This is a genomic window from Mycobacterium sp. ENV421 (assembly GCF_002887815.1).
In the GTDB taxonomy this organism is placed as follows: Bacteria; Actinomycetota; Actinomycetes; order Mycobacteriales; family Mycobacteriaceae; genus Mycobacterium.
Map to the genome: position 1 here is coordinate 1 of NZ_PDHO01000065.1, position 9,493 is coordinate 9,493.

Below are 9,493 nucleotides of genomic sequence, written 5' to 3' on the forward strand. Positions count from 1 at the left end.
CACCCATCATCACCGCCAATGACGCCGACATCCTCATCCATAGCGACGGGCAACACTCTATTTCGCCGATTGGGCGCTCGCATCACGCCTGGGGATGTCGGTGGAGGGTGCTCGTGTCGTGCCCGACGGAACTCCAATCTTGGTCGACGAGGCAATGCGGCCGGTCGAGCCCTGGTGCACATTCCTTCGGCTGTACTCGCAGAATCTGAGTTCGAACTCGATCGCCGCGTACGCACGCGACGCGCTTGAGTTCGCCCGATTTCTAGAGTCACGAGGCATTGGCGTTTTGGACGTCACTGAGCAAGGCATCGTCGGCTATCGTGCCGCCCGAATGGAGGCGGGCATCTCGGGACGTTCATGGGCCCGCCAGTTAGTAGTGATCCGCGCTCTCTTCACCTATCTCTACGAGACCGGGCAGCGGAATAGTCTGCCGTGGATACAGGTAGGTACGCGCTCGGTGGTCAGTCCGCGTGTACCGAAGAGCGATATGGATGTCCGCGCAATTTCGCATTCGCAGTGGATCGCTCTGCGGGACGTCGGGTTCGGTGGGCAACTGCCCGACGGCGAAATGGACGAGTCGTATCGCGGTAGGTGCACCGTGCGTAATGGGTGTGCGGCTGAGCTTGCGCTCACTACGGGCATGAGACTGACGGAGTGGCGCACCCTGCTGGATCCTGAGGTCCGATCCGGTGCCGGCGGCACGTCAGTGCTTTTGGAGGCGTGTGCGAAGAATGGCCGGCGTCGCCGTGTTTATGTCCCTGCGTCGACTGTTCAGTCGGTTGAGCTTTATCGCAGCACTGAACGAAAAGCCATGATCCGCAGAGCTCAGTCCTATTTGCGCCGGAAGCTGCCCACCCTCGCCGCTGTGACCGAGATGGATGCTGCGACCGGGCGGGTCACTTACACATTGGAGGGGGTGACGCGGCGCGAGGAGTTCGCCAGGATCCCCCCGAAGACACGGAGGCTGCTAGTGACGGTCGGGCCCGACGGCTGGGTCGAGCCGCTCTCGTTGTTCGTTGGTCGAAGCGGCCTGCCTCCGTCGCAGCGGCGGTGGCATCAGTATTTCGCGGAGGCAAATAATCGGATCGGAACTTTCGAGGGGAGACTTCCTGCGATGCCGGCGGTAACACCGCATGATCTCCGCCATACGTTCGCCATAGTGATGTTGCGCAGCTTGCAGGCTCGCGCGGCGCAGTTTGAACATGCGCGGCCGAAGCACGGCATTGGCACCATCAGTGAGCACATCGTTCACAATCCACTGTTAACGCTGCAACGGCTGTTGGGGCATGCCAGTCCGTCGACGACGATGGAGTACCTGCGTTTCGTCGACGAGTCGGACGCACTGATTCAGGCCGCATTTGAATCATGGAGCGACGGCGAACGCGACTACGCCAGTTACGTTCTCGAGCAACTCGAAGCGCAACGCGCGTGAACGCCGTTGAGCATCAACCCCGCGTCGTAGTGTTCACCGGAGGGGGAAGGAACCGGTCGGCGCGGATTGAACCTGACAGATATGTTGCGAATCGCCTCATCGCCGAGCTCGCCGACGCCTGGAAAGGCTATGCCGACACCGCTTCGCTAGCGCCTGGAACAGTGGTCCGTCAAGCCTGCGTAACGAGGAATTTGGGCGATTTCTTGACCTTGGATGCCGATCGGTTCCTGACCATGTCAGGCGACGGCACGGCAGTCGCGCGGCGGTTGCATGATTGGGAGTCGGCAATGGTTGCGAAATTCCCGCCACCAAGCGTTCGGGCCAAGGACCTCGGCATGGAGCTTCGCAATCAAGTCCACCGCTATCTGCTGAAAAACGGGATAAGCGAAGGCGTCGTCGCGGATTGGGCTAACGGAAACGTCCTCGATGGACGTCCCGCGCAGGGGCTACCCCTTGATGAATTCAGCAACGCTGAGCGCCTCGACCTTGTCCGAACGTGCCGACAGATCGTTCGAGATACAGAGGACCGACTCGCTCTCGGAGATGCCCTGCTGCGCGAAGGTGGCGACCCGCGGATTGAGGGCTGGGACAGCGTGCCGAATGTGTTGTGGGCGTTGCGGAACCTCCCGTACGAAGCCGAGTTTCACAACCGCCTTGTGGGAAAAGGTCGCCAGATCGACCTACTGGAGATCCCCGGAGTATCACCGGTCGAGCATGGCAGGAAGCTTCCACCAATGCTGACCGCAGTTGGCAGCCTCTTGGTTCCTGGCACTGAATACCAGCTCGCGGTTCGCGTGCTATTCCATCTCAGGACCGGATGGGCTCCAGAAGAGACCGGCGGACTCCACCGCCGCGATATCGAATTTGATACCGACGTTGTACGAGTCCGGGCGACTAAGGCGCGTGCGCAACGAGTGCGGTGGCATTCGCTGCCGTCCCCTCAAAGCGATTCGTGGGGGTGGAAAGCGGGCGACCTTCTGCGGCGTGCGGCTCACGCTCTTCGCCACGCCCACGCGATGACTCCCGATGAAACTCGATTCTGGGTCGTCGGTTGCCGAACGACGTCTGAGCGGCAAGACCACGAGTATCCGCATTTCGTCATCCGCCCCAACCAATTTCACCTGACGCTGTCACAGCTAATTGAGAGCCATGGCCTCTCGATCAGTAAGCCTCACGACATGCGCCGTCTACGTAAGACGGTCAAGAGTGCACGGGCCGCGCTGCTCGGCACGCTCGCCGGCGGAGCCGGCGATGACCACTCGGTGGAGGTTTTCCGCGGCCACTATGCGCAGACCACGACAGTTCACACCATCGCCGCCCAGACAGTGCTTCGAGCACAGCTAAAGGTTGTTGAACACGCATCACAAGGGCCGACCTTCGTCAACGCATCTGCGGCTGAGATCGCCGGGCTTCCAGCAGCATCGGGACTCAGAGACGTTGCTGCGGCCGTCGTGGCGGAAACCCCGACCGAGAAGATGTTGACCATCACCGCTTGCAAAGACCCCCACGATGGTCCAATGACCGAAGCAGGGATGCTGTGCCACGCATCGCCGTCCATGTGCTTGCAATGCCGCAACGCGATCGTCTTTCGCGATCACCTTCCCCGCCTGATCGCCTATCAGGGCGCACTTGACGCAATCGCGAAGAACACACACCCGACGGTCTTCAACGAGGTCTACGGGCAGCAGAGTGTGAACCTCGAAGCAATTCTTGCGACCTTCCCGGCCGACCAGGTCGAGGCAGCCCGCAACATCGGCGCCGACTTGCATCGGCCACTTGGCGAAAGGGCGGAACTGTGAGCCTTCATCCCGACTGCGATCCAGTCGAGTATTCAACCTTCGCAGCCGACGAAGTCGTCATTGCAACTGAATTGCGGGTAGCCGATGGTCCTGAGCCGCGGTTCGGTGACCTTCCCCGCTGGGACTTGAGCGCCCTTGGTCTGACGCCGAATCTGAATGCGGCACAGGCGCATCTGAGGTTTGACATCTACCCCGACAAGGAGTGGGTGCAGATCGCGAAGACATTGGCTATGGCGATGTTGAATCCCATCCATTCGGTGGTGCGTGAGGCCGGGATCTACCGTTCGAATCGGCCCTACAAGCTCAAGACCCTGCAACACGTCTTAACCGAACTGAAGTATCTGGCTCAGTGGGCCAACACAACAGGCCGCTGCGCGAAGCTCGCGTCCTGGAACCAGGGCGATTGTGACGCCTACGTGCTGTTTCGGAAGACGCGATCCGCCTCAGCCCACCGTTCTGCGGACGACTTGTTACGGCATCTCAACGACTTCCGGGGCTTGATGCCAGATGGCGGTCTTCTCTATCGGGCAGGGCGCCGCCTTCCGGGCAGAAGCAGCGGAGAGATAAAGACCCTCGTCATCCCGCCCGGTACCTTTTGGCCGCTGGTCCGGGCATGCTGGACCTACATCGACACATTCGCCCCGGATATTATCGCCGCACGCGACGAACTTGCGAGTCTTGACGCACACCGGCAGCAAGAGGGCAGGGCACCGGTGCGGGATCCGGATGCGGTGCTGGATGCCTGGCTGTCGTCAACGGATGGATACGTTCCGCTGCACGCATATAGAAACGGGCGTGGACGCGCCGGCGATATCAACTGGAGTGCGTTGACGCTCTGCACCACGCCACCATTACCGGTAACCGGCTTTCACGGAACCCGCGGCGCCGACCGCCAAGACCGCGTCCGGCAAGCAATCCGCCGGGGCCTGCCCACTCGTCAAGGTCTCAGCAAGATCACTCCCGTGGCGGTTGAACGAGCAGATGGAACACGTGGACCCTGGATCAGGGGATTTGATCGAACCAACAACGGGATCGAACTAACCCAACTGCGCAACGCTGCCTACATATTCGTCGCGATCATGACCATGATGCGCGACAGCGAAGTTCAAAGCATCGCCAGTAATTCGATCGGTACTCACTTCGGGGCGCCAGGCAATCACTGCGACGCTGCACAAGATGCAATCCGGGCGTGGAGCGCCTCGACGCTGGTGGGTAAGCGAACCGGTTGTCAAGGCCCTAGAAGTTGCCGAGAAGATCGCGCTCGACGGGAATCGGCTCTTCGGTGCCGCAAACCGGAGCGTTCATCGCGATCTCAAGGGTTTCGACCAATACGAACAAATTCGCTCGTTCATCTCATGGGTCAACGAGCATGCACACCAGAACGGCCTTGAACCCATACCGACGACCCCGCTGGCACCACACATGTTTCGCCGGACCATGGCCGTCGTTACTGCCAACGAGCCCGATGGCGAGATCGCGTTGGGAATTACTCTGAAACACAACGCGATCCGAGCGCTCGCCAATGCCACAACAAGCGGATATGGGGCGCCAACACCCGAGTGGGCTAACGAGTTCGAACACCAAGCCAAAGAAGCTGCGGCCGGCGAACTCGTAGCCGACTGGGTACGTCGAGATCGTGGCGAACGCAATACGAGGGGCCCCGGCGCCGCGATCTTCGTCAACGCCCTCGACCGGGTCACCGACCGCGCACACACTGCAGCTCTGTTAGGCAGTGACCGCATGCTCCGAAACCTTCTGCGCGACGAGTTCTCGACAATCCGGCTGGGCACCCTCAACCACTGCCTCGGCGACCCCTCCAAAGCGCTGTGCCTTGAAGGTGCCTCCGCCGCGGTGAAAGCCGGCGGCCCGATCCCGAGCATGTGTCGCCCAGCGACCTGCCGAAACTCCGTCATTACCGACAAGCATCTGCCGATCTGGCAACGCGAGGAATCCGACCTCGTTGAAAAGCTCGAAGACAGGAAGATGGCAGCCGTCCACCGCGAGCGACTACAAGCTCAGCTTGTTGACGTCCGCAAGATCACCCGCCAGGACCCCAAATGACGACCGTGACGCCCGAGACCGAGAAGAAGCTTCGCGACGCAATGCAGCGGCTGCTCACGGGCAAGGCCAAATGCACCGATGGCCGGCTCATAAAAACCAACCTGCACATCGAAGCCGGCGTCAGTCGAGCCACCATGAACCGCGCCGCTGTCGTCCTTGCCGAGTGGGACTCTGCGGTCGGCACCGAGTCCACTCCCCGAGACGCACAGCTGGTTGGCTTGCAGGAAACAGTTTCCAAACTTAGAAAATCGCTCGAGAAGCTCCGCGAAGAAAACACCGCCCTCAGGCGCAAGAACCAAGCCGCGGTGACCATGATCGCCGAACTCAGCGCCCAGCTCCGCTCAGCCCGAGGCGAGGAGCCAACCGGCACCGTCACACCCCTGACGAAGGACCATCCTCGGCGCCGACAATGGCGATCATGACTTCCGTTGCGACCCGAACCCGATCTGTCGGGGGTCTGCGCTTGAGTAATGTCTCGTTGCGTACGCAGCATCGGACAGAGGGGGCGGTATGAAGCTGGAGGATTTAGTCGCTGGCCAGCGGCTCTCCGGTGTTCTTCCCGGTGCGACGGTGGAAGTTGTGGCCGCTCTGCCGCATGGTGCTGACGCGATCCAGCTGATCTACCGTGATGCGGCCGGGGCGATTAGCGAGGAGATCGTCTACCGCGCTGACGAGAGCCGCTTCGGGCTGGCCGTCAGCAGCCTGCGCCCATTTGACGCTGCGGCTGGAGATTTCAAGCTTGCGGCCGAAGCGCAGCGCATCCAGCTGGCCGGACTCTATGACCCGATGCTGGCGGTGGCGACCAGTGCGGTGCAGCCGCTGCCCCACCAGATCCGTGCCGTCTATGGCGCGATGCTGCCGCGAACCCCGTTGCGGTTCCTCCTGGCTGATGACCCCGGCGCCGGCAAGACCATCATGGCCGGCTTGTTCATCAAGGAGCTCCTGCTGCGCGGCGACGTACAGCGATGCCTGATCGTGGCCCCAGGCGGGCTGGTCGAGCAGTGGCAGGACGAGCTATACAGCAAGTTCAGTCTGCGATTCGACATCCTCGATGCCCGCGATGCTGACGGCCCGGTTGGCACGACCGCGTTCGACGCCAAGCCTTTGTTGATTGCGCGGATGGATCAACTGGCCCGCAACGAGACCCTCCACGCGCAGTTGGACGAAACGGAGTTCGACCTCGTCGTGGTGGATGAAGCACACCGGATGAGTGCGCACTACTTCGGGGGGAAGCTGGAGAAGTCCAAGCGATTCCAGCTTGGGGAGAAGCTTGGCCGACGGGCCCGGCATTTGTTGTTGATGACGGCCACCCCGCACGCCGGTAAGGACGAAGACTTCCAGTTATTCATGTCGCTGCTGGACCGCGACCGTTTCGAGGGCCGTCTCACCAAGGGGGTGCACCGGGCGGACACCGAAGGGCTGATGAGCCGGATGGTCAAAGAAGACTTACTGACCTTCGAAGGTAAACCCCTGTTTCCGGAGCGGGTCGCCCAGACCGTTCCATACCAGCTCACCGACGCCGAGGATGACCTCTACAAGCAGGTCACCGAGTATGTGCGCGAGGGAATGAACCGGGCTGCCAAACTCGATGACAAACGCCGCAACACTGTCGGCTTCGCGCTCACTGTGCTGCAACGGCGGCTGGCATCAAGCCCTGAAGCCATCTACCAGTCGCTGGTGCGCCGCTCCCAGCGCCTCGAGCGCACCAAGCAGGAACTACTGAACCCGTCGCTGCGTAAGAAGCCTGAATGGCCAGTTTTGAGTGCCGAGGCTGACATGTTCGATGATCCCGATGAGTATTCGGCCGCTGAACTGGAGGACATCGAAGAGGATCTCGTCGATGCGGCTACGGCCGCCCGCACTGTCGAGGAGCTCAACACCGAACTGGCTGACCTGGCCACACTGATCGAGGCTGCAGCCGTGGTACGTGCCAGCGGGACTGACCGCAAATGGTCTGAACTGCGCACGATTGTCGAAGACGAAGCTTTAGCCGCTAATAGCGACGGATCGCCTCGCAAGCTGATCGTTTTCACGGAACACAAAGACACCCTGTTCTATCTTCAGCGCCGTATCACTAACTTGTTGGGCAAAGCCGAAGCGGTTCAAGCCATTCACGGTGGGGTTAGCCGGGGCGCCCGGCGCGCTATCACCGAGCAGTTCACCAAGAACCCGGAGTGCCAGATCCTGCTCGCAACAGATGCCGCCGGCGAGGGCCTGAATCTGCAAGCCGCACATCTGATGGTGAACTACGACTTGCCGTGGAACCCCAACCGCATCGAGCAGCGGTTCGGCCGCATCCACCGCATCGGCCAAAAACAGGTGTGCCGACTGTGGAACCTGGTAGCCGAAAACACCCGCGAGGGTGCGGTGTTCTCCCGGCTACTCGACAAGATCGACGAACAACGCAAGGCATACGGCGGCAAAGTTTTCGACGTCCTGGGCAGCGCATTCTCTGAAACCCCCCTCCGGGATCTGCTCATCGAGGCAATCCGCTACGGCGAGCAACCGGAAGTTCAAGCCCGCATGGAGAAAGTCATCAACGCTGGCATAGCCGACGGACTCGACAAGGTGATGGCCGAACGCGCCCTAGCCAATTCCTTGAGCACTGCTGATCTCGCTGAGCTGCGCCGCCAGATGGAAGAAGCTAAAGCCCGACGCCTGCAACCGCACTACATCCAGTCGATGTTTAGCGATGCTTTCCGTCGGCTCGGTGGCCGAATGGTGCGCCGCGAGAAGGGCCGCTACGAGATCACGCATGTGCCGGCCGCGGTCCGGCACGGTTCGGCCGGCCCAATCGCGAGTCGCTATGAAAGGGTGACGTTCGACCTCGACAACATCGACGTTTCATCCTCGCCGATCCATGCCGACCTCCTCGCTCCCGGCCACCCGCTCCACGACAACGTCACCGACCTGGCCGTCGGCACGTGGGCACACACTCTCGAAACGGGCACGGTTCTCGTCTCGGCCACCATCGACGAACCCCGACTCTTGGTCGGTGTTGTTGAGCAAGTCGTCGATGCCAGTGGTACTTCGATCGCCAAAAGATTCGGCTACGCCCACGTCGCACCTGACGGAACCTCCACTCCTGCCGGCCCCGCCCCCTACCTGGACTGTGTCGCCGCCCCGGACACCGAATACACCCGCAAGGTCAGAGATGCAGCATGGCTCACTGAGGCCGAACACAAAGCCACCAGTTGGATCATCGAACACCAACTCCCCGAGTACCTGGCGGAAGTCACCACACGCCGCACAGCGGAGATCGACCGCGCCGCCGCAGCAGTCAAGGAACGCCTCAACGCCGAAATCAACAGACTTTCCACCGAAGCACTTGCAGTCCAAGAGAAAGAACAGCTCGGTCAGAAAGTTCGTGAATCCTCCGACAATCTAGGCCGTAAGGCCGCTGACCTCGAAGCCCGACTGACGCATCGCCTTGGTGGACTCGCTAAGCAGCGGCATATGACGACTAAACCGCCCCGCGTCGTCGCAGCGGCCCTCGTTCTTCCCCTGTCGGCCGTCGATGGTGATGTCCCGGCCGACGCACCGATGCATTCGGTAGCGACAAAAGAGGTCGAACGACGAGGGGTCGAAGCCGTAATGGCCGCAGAACGCGCACTGGGCCGTGAACCCGAGGAACAAGCGTTCAACAACCCCGGCTACGACATCCTGTCCACCGACGCCGGCGGCCACACGATCCGCATCGAAGTGAAAGCAAGGATTCTCGGCGCTGAAGACTTCTTCATCACTCACAACGAAGTCCTTACCGGAAAAAATGCTGCACCCGCATACCGCCTGGCCCTCGTTTCAGTGCATCCAGAAGGCCCTAGGCACGACACCTTGCGGTATGTCCTCGATCCGTTCGCCACAACTGAACTTGGCGGACTGGAAGCGACTGGGATACGCGTGGACTGGGGCAAGACGTGGCAGAGCGGAACAACGCCACGGTGAACTTGACATCGGATTCAGCAGTTCATTTCCGACCCTCGAAGGAGCGTGAATGCCCGAACGTAAAAAGCTGATCGAGGTCGCCTTACCTCTCGAAGCCATCAACAAAGCTTCCGCTCACGAAAAATCGGTACCGAGAAGGGGGCACCCGGCAACCCTTCACCTGTGGTGGGCTCGTCGGCCGCTGGCAACGGTTCGCGCCGTCCTGACTTGGCTCACTTTTCGGACGCGGAGTTGATCGCGACTCGTTGACCTGGGG

Annotated in this window: 6 protein-coding genes and 1 pseudogene; all 7 read left to right on the plus strand. The window is 61.1% G+C overall.

Features of this window, described 5'->3' with window-relative positions; translation table 11 throughout:
- Positions 1–118 precede the first annotated feature (118 nt).
- Positions 119–1,432 carry a tyrosine-type recombinase/integrase gene (locus tag CRM90_RS28800; RefSeq protein ID WP_233209575.1) on the plus strand — a complete coding sequence of 438 codons (1,314 nt, stop codon included), beginning with the start codon at positions 119–121 and terminating at the stop codon, positions 1,430–1,432.
- Positions 1,429–3,231, plus strand: coding sequence for a hypothetical protein (locus CRM90_RS30410; RefSeq protein ID WP_142391485.1), 1,803 nt, complete (start codon positions 1,429–1,431; stop codon positions 3,229–3,231). The genes CRM90_RS28800 and CRM90_RS30410 overlap by 4 nt, the downstream gene beginning before the upstream one ends.
- The gene (locus CRM90_RS28815; protein ID WP_233209576.1) at positions 3,228–4,622 is read left to right on the plus strand and encodes a hypothetical protein; all 1,395 of its coding nucleotides are present in this window, start codon (positions 3,228–3,230) and stop codon (positions 4,620–4,622) included. The genes CRM90_RS30410 and CRM90_RS28815 overlap by 4 nt, the downstream gene beginning before the upstream one ends.
- Before the next feature lie 31 nt (positions 4,623–4,653).
- Entirely contained in the window at positions 4,654–5,292 is a 639-nt protein-coding gene (locus tag CRM90_RS31170; RefSeq protein WP_233209577.1) for a hypothetical protein, read from the plus strand.
- Complete coding sequence (locus CRM90_RS28820) at positions 5,289–5,714, plus strand: hypothetical protein (protein ID WP_102810286.1); 426 nt, start codon at positions 5,289–5,291, stop codon at positions 5,712–5,714. The genes CRM90_RS31170 and CRM90_RS28820 overlap by 4 nt, the downstream gene beginning before the upstream one ends.
- An 88-nt stretch (positions 5,715–5,802) precedes the next feature.
- Positions 5,803–9,237: a helicase-related protein gene (locus CRM90_RS28825; protein WP_102810287.1), complete on the plus strand. Its 3,435-nt coding sequence runs from the start codon at positions 5,803–5,805 to the stop codon at positions 9,235–9,237.
- Positions 9,238–9,286: 49 nt separating this feature from the next.
- Positions 9,287–9,442, plus strand: a pseudogene (locus CRM90_RS28830) (DUF1156 domain-containing protein); the annotation flags it as partial.
- Between the last annotated feature and the right edge of the window lie 51 nt (positions 9,443–9,493).

Excerpts from the sequence above, each read along its gene's own strand:
- CRM90_RS31170 (WP_233209577.1), top strand. The coding sequence starts at position 4,654 with ATGTTTCGCCGGACCATGGCCGTCGTTACTGCCAACGAGCCCGATGGC.
- CRM90_RS28825 (WP_102810287.1), top strand. The coding sequence starts at position 5,803 with ATGAAGCTGGAGGATTTAGTCGCTGGCCAGCGGCTCTCCGGTGTTCTT.
- CRM90_RS28820 (WP_102810286.1), top strand. The coding sequence starts at position 5,289 with ATGACGACCGTGACGCCCGAGACCGAGAAGAAGCTTCGCGACGCAATG.